The following is a 14,796-nucleotide window of genomic DNA, read 5'->3' on the forward strand; positions in this document are numbered from 1 at the left end:
TAGAGGCCAGTTTGGAAAGTGAGTGGGACATGCGTGACGCCGCTAGGTCCGGCAGTAAGCGCTGGGCGCTCGGCAACTGGGATCTGCGCTGGAAGGTGACGGCGGTTCTCGCCGTGCCGCTGGCCGTCGCAGTCGGGCTCGGCGTGTCCAGGATCTCGTCGGAGTTCGCGGAATCCAACCGGCTCGCCGACATCGCCGAGAACGTGGCCGCCATCCCGGCGGTCACGGGGCTCAGCGCGCAGACCGCCACCACCGCCGCGTCGCAGATGATCTCGCTGGGGACCAACCAGTCCGTGGTGACCGATCAGAACCTCGCGGATCTGGACAAGGCGATCGCCAACGCCGAGAAGGCGGTCGGCAGACTCGACAGCGTGCCGGGCGCACGCGAGGCCATCGACAGCATGCTCACCCAGGCCAAGGGCGTGCGCGCACAGGGCAAGGCGGTCACGACCGGCCCGCCGTCGGACACCCTCGCGTTGATCGACCGGGTTCGCAATGACAGTGTGAGCATCGTCGAGACCACGGTCGGCCAGGTCAGCAACACCGCCGTAGACGTGCCCAAACTGCGCCTGGTCGACTCGCTCAACACCCGTGCCGCTCTGGTCAACGTAGTCGCGGCCTTTCCCGAGGTGCTGCGCAACCAGCAGGCCGGCGTACAGAGTTTCTTGATTGCGTCCAGCACCGAGCGCGCGCTGCTGAACGTGCTCGCGCACCGCTTCTCCGACGGCGACGCTTCGATAGCCGAACTGCGCGCGGGCATCGACACCAGGGTCGCGCTGACGACCAGCCCGCAACTCCAGGCGGGACAGCTCCCGATCGGTGAGCTGAAGCAGTCGCTGACCGACAGCCTCGCGGTCTACGAGCACGTCGTCGGCAAGGCGACCAAGGACATCGACTCCGCGATGCAGTCGCTGGTGTCCACAGCCCAGCGCGACGCGTGGACCTACACCGCGGTCGTCATCGCGACCATCCTCGCCGCCCTTTTGCTCGCGGTGTTCGTCGCCCGCTCGATGATCGTCCCGCTGCACCGGCTGCGCCTGGCCGCGTTGCGCGTGGCCGAGAGCGATCTGCCACAGGAGGTCGCCCAGCTCCGCAACGGCGCCTCGCCGGAAGAGGTCCCGCTCGAACCGATGCCGGTGCGCAGCGCCGAGGAGATCGGTCAGCTCGCCCGCGCGGTCGACGACATCCACGGCCAGGCGCTGCGCTTGGCGAGCGAGCAGGCGAAGATGCGTGCGCAGGTCAACGACATGTTCGAGACCCTGGCGCGGCGGTCCAAGTCGCTCGTCGACCATCAGCTCACGCTCATCGAGGCGATGGAGTACGACGAGAAGGACCCGCGCCTGCTGGAGAACCTGTTCCGGCTCGACCACCTCGCCGCGCGTATGCGCCGCAACGGCGACAACCTGCTGATTCTCGCGGGCACCAGACAGCGCCGCAGCAAGTCCGCTCCGGTCGAGATCGCCGACGTGCTGCGTGCCGCGATCTCCGAGGTCGAGGATTACGAGCGAGTGAAGCTCGGCGCCACGCCGCGCGGTTCGCTGAAAGAGCCGGCCGCCTCCGACCTCGCGCACCTGTTCGCCGAGCTGCTGGACAACGCGCTGCGCGCCTCGCCGCCGGAGACCGACGTCAAGTTCACTTTCGCGCAGGCCCACGATCAGGGCCTGCTGATCGAGGTCGCCGACCGTGGCATCGGTATGCCGCCCGCCGAGATGGCCGACATCAACCGGCGCCTCGAGCAGACCGCCGAGCCCGGGCCCGACACGGCCCGCCACATGGGTCTCTTCGTGGTCGGCAGACTCGCCGAGCGGCACGGCCTCACCGTGCGGCTGCGCGCGACTTTCGACACCGCTCGCGATCCGGGCGTGACCGTGACCGTGCACGTGCCGGTCGGACTCATCGTCGCGGGCAAGCCGATCGCGGGCCAGCCGGTCACTCCGCAGCCCTCGCCGCAGCCCGTCAAGCCGCAGCGTCCGGCGTCGATGCAGATGCGGGCGGTCACGCGCACTCCGGGGGGCAATGTGATGGTCACCGTGGATCCCGGGGTCAGCGGCCCCATTCCGGTCACCGAGTCCGCAAGCCCCGCGCCCGCCGCGCCGCCCAGCGCGCCGGTTCCCGCCGGCCCGGGTGGTCTGCCCCAGCGGCAGCCGGGTTCGTCGGCGATGTCGTCCGGTCTGCGTTCGGACGGACAGCAGTCGGGCGCGAGCCTGCGCCCCGCGCCGGGCCAGCCCCCCAGCGGTCCCCAGCGCGGCAAGCTCGCCGCGGCCAACCTGCCCAAGCGCAATCTCGGCCCCGGCGGTCCGCCGCCGCGTCAGCCAGGTGTTCCAGCGGAGCCGACCGGCTCGGGTCTGCCCCAGCGTGAGCCGAACTCGGGTGAACTGCCGCAGCGGCAGCCGGGCGCCGCCGGCGTGCCGCAGCCGAGCGTCGGTCTGCCGCAGCGGCAGCCGGGATCGAACGGCGCTCCGTCACGCGACGCGTCCTCGAACGGTCTGCCGCAGCGTGAGTCGGCTTCGGGTGGTTTGCCGCAGCGTGAGTCGGCTTCGGGTGGTTTGCCGCAGCGTGAGTCGGCTTCGGGTGGTTTGCCGCAGCGTGAGTCGGCGCTCGGTGGTCTGCCCCAGCGTGAGTCGGCGCTCGGTGGTTTGCCGCAGCGTGAGTCGGCGCTTGGTGGTTTGCCGCAGCGTGAGTCGGCTTCGGGTGGTCTGCCGCAGCGTGAGTCGGCGCTCGGTGGTCTGCCCCAGCGTGAGCCGGGCGCCACGAGTCTGCCGCCGCGCGAGCAGGGCGCCACGGGCTTGCCGCAGCGTCAGCAGGGTTCGAACGGCGTGCCGCAGCGCGAATCGGCGCTGGGTGGTTTGCCGCAGCGGGAGCCGGGCTCCACCGGCCTACCGCCTCGGCAGCCCGCGCCGGACCTACCGCAGCGCGACGCGGCGCCCAGCGGTCTGCCGCCGCGCGATGCCGCGGCCCACAGCCTCCCGCAACGCGAATCCGGCAACGGATTGCCGCAGCGCGAACCGGGCTCCGGTGCGCTGCCCTCGATCAACGGCCTGCCGCAACGGGACTCGGCCGCGGGCGGCCTGCCCCAGCGCGAATCGGCGCTCGGCGGTCTGCCGCAGCGTGAGTCGCCGCTGGGTGGTCTGCCGCAGCGTCGGTCGGCGCCGGCGAGCCCGCCGCAGCGGGAGAGCGGGTTGACCGGTCTGCCGCAACGGCAGCCGGGCGCCCAAGCGCCGCAGCGTCAGCCCGTGCCACCGGGAGTCGCTCTGCCGCAGCGGGATCAGGGTGGCCAGCACGCCGCGAGCGGTGAGCAGCCGGCCACCACGTCCGGGCGTGATCCCGGCAGGCACAGCTACCGGTCCAACCCGGCGAAGACGGCCTCGTTCTTCCAGACCAGGCTGCAGCCGGCGGTCGAGTCGGAGTCGTCGATGGGATCGACGCCGATCTTCGCTGAAATGATGTCGGCGTGGCTCTCGGACCCCAGCGCGGATCGCTCGCAGGTGGCCGCCTCCTTCGAGTCCGCGGGCGACGAAGGATGGCAGGCAGCTCGCCGTGCGAGCGAGGCGCAAGCCGAAAAGAGAACGGCTGCGGGGTTGCCGCAACGCAATCCGGGCGGAAGGCTTGTCCCGGGTGGTGTCAGCGGTTCGGCCGCCCAAGCGCCGCGTCGCGATCCAGAAACGATCAGGTCCAGCTTGAGTCGTCACCAGCAGGGCGTCCGGGATGGCCGCGCAATGAGAGCAATGAACCTAACCGGAGATAAAGGAGACCGATGAACCCCGATCTAGGTGGTACGAACCGTCAGCTGGATTGGCTGGTTTCGAACTTTGCCAACGAGGTTCCTGGCGTAGCCCATGCCGTCCTGGTCTCGGCTGACGGCCTACTCATGGCCGCGAGTGCCCAACTGCCCGTCGATCGCGCCGAACAACTCTCGGCCGTGACGGCCGGTCTGGCCAGCCTGTCAGTCGGCGTCTCGAATCTATTCGAGGGCGGCACCGTGCTGCAGTCCGTCGTCGAGATGGAGCACGGCTACCTGCTACTCATGGCTGTCGGCGACGGTTCCTATCTCGCGGTGCTGACCAACACCTCGTGTGACATCGGTCAGGTCGGCTACGAGATGGCTCTGTTGGTCGAGCGTGTTGGCCAGACTGTTCAGGCCACGCCACGCGTCACGATGGGTTCCTGATGGTGGGATGGACATAGAAGATCACCGCGTGGGAAGCGCCGAGCCGAGCCTCGTACGCCCGTACTCGCTGACCGCGGGCCGGACCAGGCCTGCGGTCGAGTTGGCGTTGGAAGCCCTCGTCGCATCGCATCCGGTCGCCCTCGAGCGGCAGTTCGAACTGACCAACATCGAGACGTCAATCGTGGAGTTGTGCAGAGAATCGCCGTCCGTTGCCGAGGTAGCAGCCAGACTGGGTATCCCCATCGGGGTAGCCCGCGTGCTCGTAGCCGACCTGATCGAGGCCGGACACGTGCGCGTTTCGGCGACATTGAAAGACGATTCCAGCGACGATGAACGTCGCGAGCTGATCGAAAGGGTTCTCAGTGGACTCCGGCGTATTTGATTCGACGGCACAGGTCGACACCCGCACTGCCAAGCCGACATCGGCGAAGATCGTGGTCGCGGGTGGCTTCGGCGTCGGGAAGACCACGTTGGTCGGTGCCGTCTCGGAGATCGTTCCGCTGCGCACCGAGGCATTGGTGACCAATGCCAGCGCCGGGATCGACAACCTGACCGGCATTCCGATGAAGTCCACCACCACCGTGGCGATGGACTTCGGCCGGATCAGCCTTGCCGACGATCTGGTGCTGTACCTGTTCGGCACGCCTGGCCAGTATCGATTCTGGTTCATGTGGGACGACCTGATTCGCGGCGCCATCGGCGCCGTGGTGCTGGTCGACACCCGCAGGTTGGAGGACAGCTTCGCTGCCGTCGACTACTTCGAAGCGCGCAACCTACCCTTCCTGGTGGCGCTCAACGAGTTCGACGACGCGCCGCGGTACCCCATCGAGGACATCCGGCAGGCGCTCGCCGTGCCCGCCGATGTGCCGATCCTGTCCATCGACGCCCGCCGTCGGGAGCCCGCCAAGCAGGCGCTGGTCGCGCTCACCGAGTACGCCCTACGCAAGGTGATGCAGGGCTACTGAGTGCTCGTGCGGCACGCCGACGCGCCGGGTAGGGCCGGATAGGCTCGCCCGGTGCGTACGTCGGCGCGGGAGTTTCTGGGGCAACTGCTCGATACGAACTCGTTCGTCAGCTGGGACCGGCCGCCGGTGACGGTGGCCGCGACCCCGCGGTATCGCGAAGCCTTGCGGACGGCGGCGGTGGCGGCGGGCACCGATGAATCCGTGCTCACCGGGGAAGGGTTGCTGCGCGGTCGTCGGGTGGCGGTGATCGCCTGCGAGTTCGGATTTCTGGCCGGTTCGATCGGCGTCGCCGCGGCGGAGCGCATCGTCGCGGCGGTCGAGCGCGCCACCGAACTCGGACTGCCGCTGCTCGCTTCACCGACATCCGGCGGTACCCGGATGCAAGAGGGCACCGTCGCGTTCGTGCAGATGGTCAAGATCGCCGGTGCGGTCGCGGCCCACAAATCCGCTGGTCACCCATATTTGGTCTACCTCCGCGATCCCACGATGGGCGGCGTCTTCGCCTCGTGGGGTTCGCTGGGGCACATTACGTTCGCCGAGCCCGGTGCGCTGATCGGGTTTCTCGGCCCGCGGGTCTACCAGGCCCTGTACGGCAAACCATTTCCGGAAGGCGTGCAGACCGCGGAGAACCTGTACCGTCGGGGCGTCATCGACGGCGTGCTGCCGATACCCGTTTTCCGCCGCATCGCCCATCGCGCGCTGAGCGTGTTCAGTGGCGTCCAGCTGCCCGATACCACTGCGGCGCCAGATGCTGCCGCGCATCCTCCAATGTTGCCGCGAACGGTTGCGGCGGCCCGCGATGATGCTGGCAGACAAGAGATTCCGCCTCTGAACCGTTCCGGGGACAATACGGTGTGGCAGTCGGTCTTGATCTCACGCCGCCCGCAGCGGCCGGGCATTCGCGACCTCTTGCGTCAAGTGACACAACGGGTTCCGCTGAGCGGCACCGGCCAGGGTGAATCGGATCGGACCGCGGTACTCGCGCTGGGACGTTTCCGTGGGCAACCGTGCGTGGTTTTCGGGCACGACCGGCGCGGCCAACAAGGCGAGAACACCATGGGTCCGGCCGCCCTGCGTGAGGCGCGGCGCAGCATGGCGCTTGCTCAGGAATTGCGGCTGCCGCTGGTTCTGGTCATCGACACCGTGGGTGCGGCGCTCTCGAAGGAAGCCGAGGAACGGGGTCTGGCACCCGAAATCGCTCGCTGCATCGCGGATCTGGTGACCCTGGACACCCCGACCGTCTCGGTGCTGCTCGGTCAGGGCACCGGCGGTGGCGCGCTGGCGCTGCTGCCCGCCGATCGGGTCCTCGCCGCGACACACGCCTGGCTGGCTCCGCTGCCCCCGGAAGGGGCGAGCGCCATCGTATTCCGGGACACCGACCATGCTCCGGAACTCGCTGCGGCCCAACGCATCAGCGCCGCCGATCTGCTCGCCGACGGTGTGGTCGACCGCATCGTGCCGGAGCTCCCCGATGCGGCGGACGAGCCGGTGGACTTCGCCCGCCGAATGGTCGCCGCGATCGCGAACGAGCTCGCGAGCCTGCGTGCCCGGCCGGAATCGGAGGTGCTCGCGGCACGACAGGCGCGCTATCGGAGACTGGGACTGCCCGGCGACGCGACCTGAGTATTGCAGGCCAACACACCCGAGCGCGTGATTGACGGTTCGTCGCGGCACTTCTACCGTCGGAATGTGACCTTCAGAAGCGAGACCAGCACCGTTCCCCCGATCGTGCTGAACGACGGGAACGTGATCCCGCAGCTCGGCTTCGGCGTGTTCCAAGTACCCGCCGACGATGCTTTCCCGGCGGTCACCACCGCGCTCGAGGTGGGCTATCGCAGCATCGACACCGCCGCGATCTACGGGAACGAAGAGGGCACCGGCCGAGCGATCCGGCAGTCCGGACTGCCCCGGGACGAGATCTACGTGACCACCAAGCTGTGGAACTCCGAGCAGGGCTACGACGCCACGCTGCGCGCCTTCGACGCCAGCCTGGCCCGGCTCGGCTTGGACTATCTCGACCTCTACCTGATCCACTGGCCGGTGGCCGCCGCCGGCCGGTTCATCGATACGTTCCGTGCCTTCCAGACGCTGAAGTCGCAGGGGCGGGTCAGGTCGATCGGCGTCTCGAACTTCACGGTCGCGAACCTGCAGCGGCTCATCGCCGAAACCGGCGAGATCCCGGTGGTGAACCAGGTCGAGCTGCACCCGAGGTTGGCGCAGCGGGAGCTGCGTGAGTTCCATGCCGCGAACGCGATCGCCACCGAGGCGTGGAGCCCACTCGGGCAGGGCACGGTGCTCGGCGACCGCACCATCACCGCGGTGGCCGCTGAAGTCGGTCGAACCCCGGCACAGGTGATCATCCGCTGGCACCTGCAACTGGGCAATATCGTCATCCCCAAGTCGGTCACGCCGTCCCGGATCGCAGAGAACTTCGATGTCTTCGGCTTCGAGCTCACCCCGGCTCAGATGAACGCGATCACTGCACTGGACAGTGGTTCGCGCATCGGCCCGGACCCGGACGAGTTCACCTTTGGTCTGATCGACTGATTCCAGGATCGGCCGTCAGCGCAGCCCGACATGCTCGGTGAGCTCGACAGCCGGGGCGTGTCTCGCGCGATCAGCGCCGACGGCCGCAACCGATCGGGGCCCTGGCGAGTGTGCCGTCGGCCGGTACCACGTGCGGTCGGTCGTCGAATCGCAGGTCGGTGACCGAAATCACAGATCCCGGCGCCGCCCGCCGTCCGCCATTTCCAGGACAAGGAGGACCTGCGACGCGCCGCTGCCTGCCAACCGGGCAACTGGTTTCGTAGAACTAGTACGGCCTGAAGACCCGGAGAGGCGGTGGAGCCTGGGGCCAGGAGAGGCAGGGGAGCCTGTGGCAGAGTGAAGAGACCATACGGACCGTTCAGCCGGGGAGGTCGCATGCTCGGGGTCAGCCGAGATGGTGACGTGATCACCATCGAACTACAGCGGGAGGAGCGCCGCAACGCGCTCGATCACGAGCTCGTGACACTGCTGCGCGAAGCCGTCCTCGCCGCCGTCGCCGACCAGGCGCGGGTCATCGTGCTGACCGGGCGGGGTCCGGTCTTCTGTGCCGGCGCCGATCTCTCCGGGGTGTACACCGGCGATTTCCTGTCCGCTCTGCTGGAGACGTTGCACACTATCGAATCGGCGCCGATCCCGGTGATCTCGGCGATCAACGGCGCCGCGATCGGTGCGGGCGTGCAGCTGGCGCTCGCCTCGGATCTGCGGGTGATGTCGCCGGAGGCGTATCTCGCGATCCCGGCCGCGAAACTGGGCATCACGGTGGACCGGTGGACCGTACGCAGGCTGGCCGCGCTGATCGGCGGCGGTCCGGCCAGGACCGTGCTGCTCGGGGCGGAGTCGATCTCGGCCGAGGACGCCCACACCTTCGGCTTCGCCAATCGGGTCGGCGGTCTCGCCGACGCACAGGCCTGGGCGAAGCACATCGCGGCCTTGGCGCCGCTGTCGCTGCGCCACATGAAGCTGGTGCTCAACGACGACGGGACGCGTGATCCGGAAACCGCTCAGCAGCGCGCGGCGCTGGAGGCGGCATGGACCAGCGAGGATGCCAAGGAGGGACGGTTGGCCAGGCAGGAGAAGCGCGCCGCGAGGTTTGTGGGGCGATGATGGGCATTCGACGTATCGCGGGCGCCGCAGCGGGTGCGCTCGGCATCACATGGGTGGTCCGGGCGGTGTGGGGTATCCCGTCGGCGATGGGCGCTTCGATCTCGGCGATCCAGCCCTACGCCGCGGGCGCTACGACCTACCGAAATCGCCAGTTCCACAACACCGAACCCAGTAGTCAGGTGGTCGCGGGTTCGGCTCCATCGCTGTTGATGTCGGCGCTGACCCAGCGCAACGTGGGCAGGCCGAACGGAACCATTCCGCTGCACACTCCGCGGCCGCCGAGCGAGGCGGCCGCTCTCGCCGTCACCTGGTACGGCCACGCCACGACGCTCATCGAGATCGACGGGTACCGGATTCTCACCGATCCGGTGTGGAGCGAACGGGTTTCGCCCTCGGCGCTGGTCGGGCCCGCCCGCATGCATCCGGTGCCGCAGCCGCTGTCCGAGCTCCCCCCGGTCGACGCGGTGATCATCTCGCACGACCACTACGACCATCTGGACAAGGAGACGGTCCGGGAACTGGTGGCACGACAGAGCGCGCCGTTTCTGGTGCCGATCGGCATCGGCGCGCACCTGCGGCACTGGGGTGTCCCGGAGCACCGGATCGTCGAATTGGATTGGGGCGCTTCGGTATCGCTCGCGGAACTGGGCCGGGATCGGGACGGCGCGGATCTGACCCTCACCTGCACCGAGGCGCGGCACTTCTCCGGACGCGGCCTGCTCCGTAACACCACACTGTGGGCTTCATGGTCGATCGCCGGTCCCACACGGCGGGTCTACTTCGGCGGCGATACCGGATACACGAAGGCGTTCGCCGAGGCCGGCAGCGCGCTCGGTCGGTTCGATCTGACGCTGCTGCCCATCGGCGCCTACGACGCGCGCTGGCCGGACGTGCACATGAACCCTGAAGAGGCGGTCCGGGCGCACGCCGATCTGTGCGCAGGCGATCCCGGCCACGGCCTGCTCGTGCCCATCCACTGGGCGACGTTCAACCTGGCTTTCCACGGTTGGTCCGAGCCGGTCCGGCGTATGGTGGCGGCCGCCCGGTCGGTGGGTACCTCGGTCGCGGTGCCGATGCCGGGCCAACGCGTGGACCCGATGAGCGCGGCACCCGGGGATTCCTGGTGGGAGAATATCGGTTGAACGACTCCGGCTAGTTGGCGACAGGAAGGATGGACGGCGATGAGTTTCGCGGACACGCTCAAAGGCCTGGTCGACAAGGGGAAGGACGCGGCGGCCAAGAACGCCGACAAGATCAACCACGGGATCGACAAGGCCGGTGACTTCATCGACCAGAAGACGCACGGCAAGTACACGGACAAGATCGCCAAAGGCAAGGAGGCCGCCAAGAAGGTCGTCCCGCCGGATCAGTCCGGGCCGCACGCCTGAGCCCGCGGCGGAGACCGTCGTGGGTCTCCGCCGCTAAACTTTGAAACATGGTGGCCCGCCGAGAGTTCGGTGGTATCGAGGTTGAGCTGAGCAACCTCGACAAGGTGCTGTACCCGGCCACCGGCACCACCAAAGGCGAGGTCATCGCCTACTATTCGGCGATCTCACCCGCCATGCTGCCGCATATCGCAGGTAGGGCGGTCACTCGGAAGCGCTGGCCCAACGGGGTGGACGAGCCGTCTTTCTTCGAGAAGAATCTCGCGTCGCACGCGCCGTCCTGGATCGAGCGCCGGACGATGCGCCATTCCGACCGCAAGGTCGTCTACCCGCTGATCGACTCGGAGGCCGGACTGGCCTGGGTCGGTCAGCAGGCGGCGCTGGAAGTCCATGTGCCGCAATGGCGTTTCGACGACGATCAGATGGGTCCGGCGACCAGGTTGGTCTTCGACCTGGACCCGGGCGAAGGAGCCGGGCTCGCCGAATGCGCTGAGGTGGCGCTCATGGTGCGCGACATGGTCGAGGGGATCGGGTTGCATGCGTACCCGGTCACCAGCGGCAGCAAGGGCATTCACATCTACGTTCCCCTGGATCGGGAACTCAGTCCGGATGGCGCGTCCACCGTGGCCAAGCAAGTGGCCACGAATATGCAACGGCTGCATCCGGATCTGGTCACCGCGACGATGGCGAAATCGGCCCGGGGCGGGAAGGTCTTCCTGGATTGGAGCCAGAACAATCCGGCCAAGACCACCATCGCGCCTTACTCGATGCGCGGGCGTCAGCAGCCGAACGCCGCCGCTCCGCGTACCTGGAAGGAGATCGAGAACCGGAAGAAGCTGCGGCACTTGCGCTTCGACGAGGTGCTGGCCAGGTACCGGGCGGATGGCGATCTGCTCGCGGGGCTGGACCCGCCGCTCGCGCAGGGCGGCTCGCAGCGGTCGGGTTCGGACGCGCTGACGAAGTACCGGTCGATGCGGGACCCATCCCGGACGCCCGAGCCGGTGCCTGCCGAGGCCCCGGAGCCGGGCGCGAACAACCGCTATGTGGTGCAGGAGCACCATGCGCGTCGGCTGCACTGGGACGTGCGGCTGGAACGCGACGGAGTGCTGGTGTCCTGGGCGGTGCCGAAGGGGCCGCCTACCTCGCCGGATCAGAACCGGCTCGCGGTGCACACCGAGGACCATCCGCTGGAGTACCTCGATTTCCACGGCGCCATCCCGAAGGGCGAGTACGGCGCCGGTGAGATGACGATCTGGGATTCCGGCACCTACGTCACCGAGAAATGGCGTGACGACGAGGTCATCGTCCAGTTCAACGGCAAGCGGCTCACCGGTCGGTACGCGCTGATCCAGACCAACGGCAACCAGTGGCTGATGCACCTGATGCGGGCCCAGAACGGCGCCGAGGCCCAGGACGAGTCCGGTGCCGGGCGGGCTTCCGGCCGGATCATCCGGCCGACGAGCGCACCTTCGCCGCTTCCGCGCGGACTGGCGCCGATGCTGGCGACACCGGGAGACGTCGCCGAGCTCGACGCCGAGGACTGGTGCTTCGAGACGAAGTGGGATGGGTTCCGGCTGATCGCCGAGATCGATTCCGGCGCGATCACCTTGCGCAGCCGGGCGGGGAACGTGGTGACCGATCGCTATCCCGGTATCACGGTGTTGGCGCGGGAACTCGCCGGGCACAGCGTGGTGCTGGACGGTGAGGCGGTGGTCTTCGACGATCACGGCGTGGCCAATCTCGGTCTACTGCAGGCCGGTGCGGCGCGGGCGGTGTTCGTCGCCTTCGACGTACTGTATCTGGACGGCACGTCCCTGATACGCAAACGATATTCCGATCGCCGCCGGGTGCTGGAGGCGCTGGTCGCGAACGCCCCATCGATGGTGGTGCCGCCGCGACTGGACGGGCCGGGCGCGGAGGCGGTGCGCTACAGCCAGCAGCACGGCCTGGAGGGCGTGGTCGCCAAACGCAAGGATTCGGTGTATCTGCCGGGCAAGCGCGGACATTCGTGGGTGAAGCAGCGCAATTGGCGTACCCAGCAGGTGCTGATCGGCGGCTGGCGACGCAGCGGGGCACGGAATTTCAAGTCGCTGCTGGTCGGCATTCCGCATGACGGCCGGTTGTACTACGTGGGGCGGGTCGGCACCGGTTTCAGCGAGCCGGGCATGCGTGAACTGGCCGCCCGGCTGCGCAAACTGGAACGAAAGACCTCCCCGTTCGACAACGAACTCACCACCGAGGAGCGCAAAGAGGCGGTGTGGGTGACGCCGAAGCTCGGCGGCCGGGTGCGGTTCATGAATTGGACCGAGGCGGGACGGTTGTGGCACCCCGCCTGGCTCGGCGACGCACCGGGCACGCATGACTCCGCGTAGGGTGAGTCCCACGCCGACCGGTGGCCGCGCCGTGTTCCGGTGTCTTGGTCAGTTGGCGCCCGCGAGCAGTGGGGTGATGGTCGCGCTATCGGTGATCACCGCGTGGCCTTGGAATTCGAACTCATCGTAGGCGCGCGCCATGGCCGCCTTGTCGCGGCCGCCGCAGGCATCGCTGATCACCACGGGGACGAATCCGAGATCGGTGGAGTGCGCCACGGTGGGAGCGATGCCGATCTCAAGGGCGACGCCCGCGATCGCGTAGGCGCCGATGCGCAGGTCGCGCAGCATCGAGGCGAGCGGGGTGCCCTCGAATGCCGACATCGACGTCTTGTCGAACACCACCTCGTCCTTGCGCGGCCGCAGCTCGGGGACCAGCTCGAAGGCGGGCGTGTCGCGCTGCAGGATGAACCGCAGCTGGTCCACTGAATCCACCTGCTGCCAGTTCATTGCCATGCGCAGGGCGAAGGCGCCGCTGAGGCGCTCGGGCAGGAAGAAATGGCGCAGGAAGACCACCGGATAGCCACCGGAGCGCGCCGCGTCGACCACCCGCACCACCCGCTCGACGATCTCTTGGCCGTCCGGCAGCTGGCTGAGCACCCCGACCTGCATGTCGTAGACGAGTACCGCCATCCGGTCCGGTGCGCACACGTCGGCGAGTCCTTCGGGGATGTCCAGTCCGTTGCCATGCCGCATGCTCGACTGCTCCTGTTAGTCGCGCCCGCGCTGCGGGCGGGGTGGTAGATGAGGGCTATTCGGTTGTGCTAGGTGCCTTTTCGGATCACTGTAGCCAGTCGCGGCGGACAACGGCGGCGACGGGTATGACCTCCGATCGACCGTTGCCGGGCGGATCCTACGGCAGTAGCGTTGTGACCAGAGGCGGGAGTGAGTCGGCGCCGACGGCACCCGCGCGCTTCGGCCTCGCTGGAGTGGGGAGGCCCTGATGAAGGATATTCACGCGGCGCCTGTCACCGAGCAGACGCGAAATCGGCCTGCGCGCGCGGCCGTTCTCCGCGCCATTCTATCCGCCCTGGTCGTTCTGGTTCTCGGTTCGGTCTGCGCTCCTGCGGCGTCCGCCCAGCTGCCGCCCCCCGACCACGACCCGTTCTACGCGGCCCCCGCCGACCTGGGTTCGTACTGGAACGGCGCTGTTCTCGACGCGCGTCCGATCGCGTTGTTCGGTCTGCCCCTGCCGATTTCCGCGTGGCAGGTGAAGTATCGGACCACCGACTCCAGTGACCGTCCCGCGGCCTATGTGGCGACCGTGCTGGTGCCGATGCTGCCGTGGTTCGGCCCTGGAGCGCGGCCGTTGCTGTCGTATCAGGTCCCCGAGGACAGTCTCGGCACCCGGTGCGCGCCGTCCTACGCGCTGCGCGGAGGTTGGGATACCGGCGCGGTCAACACGCTGATCGATACGCCCTTCATGGCGGAGGCGCTGCGGCGCGGGTGGGCCCTGGTGGTCAGCGATTACGAGGGACCGCAGTCCCGGTTCCTGGACGGGGTCAACTCCGGACGCGGTGTGCTGGATGGCATCCGGGCCGCCCGCGACTTCCCGGCTGCCGGACTCGGACCCGAGACTCCTATCGGCGCCTGGGGGTATTCGGGCGGGGCCTTCGCCACGCTGTGGGCCGCGCAGCTGCAGCCGGAATACGCGCCGGACGTCGAGTTCGCCGGGATCACCTCGGGTGGCGTTCCGGCGGATTGGCCGGCCATCGCCCGCCGCGCGGACGGCACCGTGCAGGCCGGACTGGCATTGCTCATCCTTTTCGCCGTCGCCCGCAACGATCCGGCCACGGGCGTGCTGGAGTTGCTCAACGATCGTGGGCAGGCGGCTCTGATCGAAAACAGCACGGCCTGTGGGTCCGACCTCGTGCCCAAATACGTCGGGGCGCGTCTGGGCGACTTCACCACAGTTCCGGACGTGCTGTCGCATCCGGCCTTTCGGGCCGCGACCGACGCACAGGAACTCGGCGGCAGCGCGCCGACCGTGCCGACGTACCTCTACCACAGCATCACCGACGACGTGATTCCCGTCGCGGGGTTCACCGACCTGATCGGTCGCTACTGCGCCCAGGGAGCGAACCTCACTTCGGTGCACTCGATGCTGCCCACCCACAACCCGGCGGCGATCGGCGAGGCGCCGGGTGCGATGAACTTTCTCGCGGACCGGTTCGCGGGGGTGCCGGTCGCTCCGGGGTGCCATTCGCGATAGGTGAGTTCGTGGTGCCTTTGCGCGAACTGCGGCTGGCTTCGGGCAG

General features: G+C 68.4%; 12 protein-coding genes. 11 read left to right on the forward strand and 1 reads right to left on the reverse strand.

Annotation, left to right across the window (positions count from 1 at the left end; translation table 11 throughout):
- Positions 1–29: 29 nt before the first annotated feature.
- From IU459_RS13560 to IU459_RS13605, 10 genes are all read left to right on the forward strand, one after another.
- Positions 30–3,758, forward strand: coding sequence for a sensor histidine kinase (locus IU459_RS13560; protein WP_195129862.1), 3,729 nt, complete (start codon positions 30–32; stop codon positions 3,756–3,758).
- Complete coding sequence (locus IU459_RS13565; RefSeq protein ID WP_011207200.1) at positions 3,755–4,168, forward strand: roadblock/LC7 domain-containing protein; 414 nt, start codon at positions 3,755–3,757, stop codon at positions 4,166–4,168. Before IU459_RS13560 ends, IU459_RS13565 begins: the two co-directional genes overlap by 4 nt.
- Positions 4,169–4,175: 7 nt before the next feature.
- On the forward strand, positions 4,176–4,550 hold the full coding sequence (locus IU459_RS13570; protein ID WP_014981573.1) for a DUF742 domain-containing protein: 375 nt from the start codon (positions 4,176–4,178) through the stop codon (positions 4,548–4,550).
- Positions 4,531–5,133 carry a GTP-binding protein gene (locus IU459_RS13575; protein ID WP_195129863.1) on the forward strand — a complete coding sequence of 201 codons (603 nt, stop codon included), beginning with the start codon at positions 4,531–4,533 and terminating at the stop codon, positions 5,131–5,133. The genes IU459_RS13570 and IU459_RS13575 overlap by 20 nt, the downstream gene beginning before the upstream one ends.
- A gap of 51 nt (positions 5,134–5,184) precedes the next feature.
- Positions 5,185–6,756, forward strand: coding sequence for a carboxyl transferase domain-containing protein (locus IU459_RS13580; protein ID WP_195129864.1), 1,572 nt, complete (start codon positions 5,185–5,187; stop codon positions 6,754–6,756).
- Positions 6,757–6,822: 66 nt separating this feature from the next.
- A complete protein-coding gene (locus IU459_RS13585; protein WP_195129865.1) occupies positions 6,823–7,680 on the forward strand; it encodes an aldo/keto reductase in 858 nt (285 codons plus the stop codon).
- Positions 7,681–8,055: 375 nt separating this feature from the next.
- Complete coding sequence (locus IU459_RS13590; RefSeq protein WP_195129866.1) at positions 8,056–8,784, forward strand: enoyl-CoA hydratase; 729 nt, start codon at positions 8,056–8,058, stop codon at positions 8,782–8,784.
- Positions 8,784–9,926 (forward strand): MBL fold metallo-hydrolase, encoded by a 1,143-nt coding sequence (locus IU459_RS13595; protein WP_228837852.1) that lies wholly within the window; start codon positions 8,784–8,786, stop codon positions 9,924–9,926. Before IU459_RS13590 ends, IU459_RS13595 begins: the two co-directional genes overlap by 1 nt.
- Positions 9,927–9,965: 39 nt before the next feature.
- Positions 9,966–10,172, forward strand: a complete 207-nt coding sequence (locus IU459_RS13600; protein WP_195129868.1) for an antitoxin — start codon at positions 9,966–9,968, stop codon at positions 10,170–10,172.
- 47 nt (positions 10,173–10,219) lie between these two features.
- A complete protein-coding gene (locus tag IU459_RS13605; protein ID WP_195129869.1) occupies positions 10,220–12,541 on the forward strand; it encodes an ATP-dependent DNA ligase in 2,322 nt (773 codons plus the stop codon).
- 48 nt (positions 12,542–12,589) lie between these two features.
- Here the strand turns inward: IU459_RS13605 and IU459_RS13610 are convergent, their stop codons facing one another.
- On the reverse strand, positions 12,590–13,234 hold the full coding sequence (locus IU459_RS13610; RefSeq protein ID WP_195129870.1) for a cysteine hydrolase family protein: 645 nt from the start codon (positions 13,232–13,234) through the stop codon (positions 12,590–12,592).
- 247 nt (positions 13,235–13,481) lie between these two features.
- On the opposite strand from IU459_RS13610, the gene IU459_RS13615 reads away from it, so the two are divergent.
- Positions 13,482–14,750 (forward strand): lipase family protein, encoded by a 1,269-nt coding sequence (locus IU459_RS13615; RefSeq protein ID WP_195129871.1) that lies wholly within the window; start codon positions 13,482–13,484, stop codon positions 14,748–14,750.
- The last annotated feature ends 46 nt before the right edge of the window (positions 14,751–14,796 follow it).

The organism is Nocardia amamiensis, assembly GCF_015477605.1.
Lineage (GTDB): Bacteria > Actinomycetota > Actinomycetes > Mycobacteriales > Mycobacteriaceae > Nocardia > Nocardia amamiensis_A.

Excerpts from the sequence above, each read along its gene's own strand:
- IU459_RS13560 (WP_195129862.1), top strand. The coding sequence starts at position 30 with ATGCGTGACGCCGCTAGGTCCGGCAGTAAGCGCTGGGCGCTCGGCAAC.
- IU459_RS13565 (WP_011207200.1), top strand. The coding sequence starts at position 3,755 with ATGAACCCCGATCTAGGTGGTACGAACCGTCAGCTGGATTGGCTGGTT.
- IU459_RS13570 (WP_014981573.1), top strand. The coding sequence starts at position 4,176 with ATGGACATAGAAGATCACCGCGTGGGAAGCGCCGAGCCGAGCCTCGTA.
- IU459_RS13590 (WP_195129866.1), top strand. The coding sequence starts at position 8,056 with ATGCTCGGGGTCAGCCGAGATGGTGACGTGATCACCATCGAACTACAG.
- IU459_RS13595 (WP_228837852.1), top strand. The coding sequence starts at position 8,784 with ATGGGCATTCGACGTATCGCGGGCGCCGCAGCGGGTGCGCTCGGCATC.
- IU459_RS13600 (WP_195129868.1), top strand. The coding sequence starts at position 9,966 with ATGAGTTTCGCGGACACGCTCAAAGGCCTGGTCGACAAGGGGAAGGAC.
- IU459_RS13605 (WP_195129869.1), top strand. The coding sequence starts at position 10,220 with ATGGTGGCCCGCCGAGAGTTCGGTGGTATCGAGGTTGAGCTGAGCAAC.
- IU459_RS13610 (WP_195129870.1), bottom strand. The coding sequence starts at position 13,234 with ATGCGGCATGGCAACGGACTGGACATCCCCGAAGGACTCGCCGACGTG.
- IU459_RS13615 (WP_195129871.1), top strand. The coding sequence starts at position 13,482 with ATGAAGGATATTCACGCGGCGCCTGTCACCGAGCAGACGCGAAATCGG.